Source organism: Mesorhizobium sp. M7A.F.Ca.AU.002.02.1.1 (genome assembly GCF_003998535.1).
Classification (GTDB): Bacteria; Pseudomonadota; Alphaproteobacteria; order Rhizobiales; family Rhizobiaceae; genus Mesorhizobium; species Mesorhizobium ciceri.
Genome location: NZ_RZPB01001454.1, coordinates 1 through 541, shown reverse-complemented (window position 1 = coordinate 541; position 541 = coordinate 1). Strand labels below are relative to the sequence as shown.

Below are 541 nucleotides of genomic sequence, written 5' to 3'. Positions count from 1 at the left end.
ATTATGGGCGGCGGCGGCAAGATCGTGGAAATCGCCGTGCTTGCCGAACGCATGGCCAAATGCTCGCCTTGCGGCGGCTGCCGCCAGCGGCTTGCCGAATTCTGCCGGCCGGAAACAAAGCTCTATCTCTGCGACAATGCGGGTGTGGCCGAAACCGTGACCATGGGCGACATGCTGCCTTACGGCTTCCGCGGCGATATTTTGAAATGAGCAACAGGCTCAAATGAACAGCTGGCAACGATGACGGAAAAAGCCCTGGATCATCTCGTCGAAAGGCTGGACGGCCTGGCGCCGGCCACGGCACTGGTGCTCGGCTCGGGCCTCGGCGGTCTGGTCGACCAGATCGAGGACCCGATCCGCATCTCCTATGCCGACCTGCCCGGCTTTCCCAGAAGCGGTGTCACCGGGCACGCCGGCGAAGTGGTGGCAGGGCTGTTTGCCGGCGTGCCGGTGCTGCTGCTGTCGGGCCGTGCCCATTACTATGAGCACGGCAACGCCGCGGCGATGCGGCCGGTGCTGGAAGTGCTTGCCGGCATCGGCA

At 64.3% G+C, this 541-nt stretch carries 2 pseudogenes; both read left to right on the top strand.

From position 1 onward, the window contains the following. Positions 1-210 (top strand): annotated as a pseudogene (locus tag EN879_RS38330) (cytidine deaminase); the annotation flags it as partial. Between the two features lie 30 nt (positions 211-240). Further along, positions 241-541 (top strand): annotated as a pseudogene (locus EN879_RS38325) (purine-nucleoside phosphorylase); the annotation flags it as partial.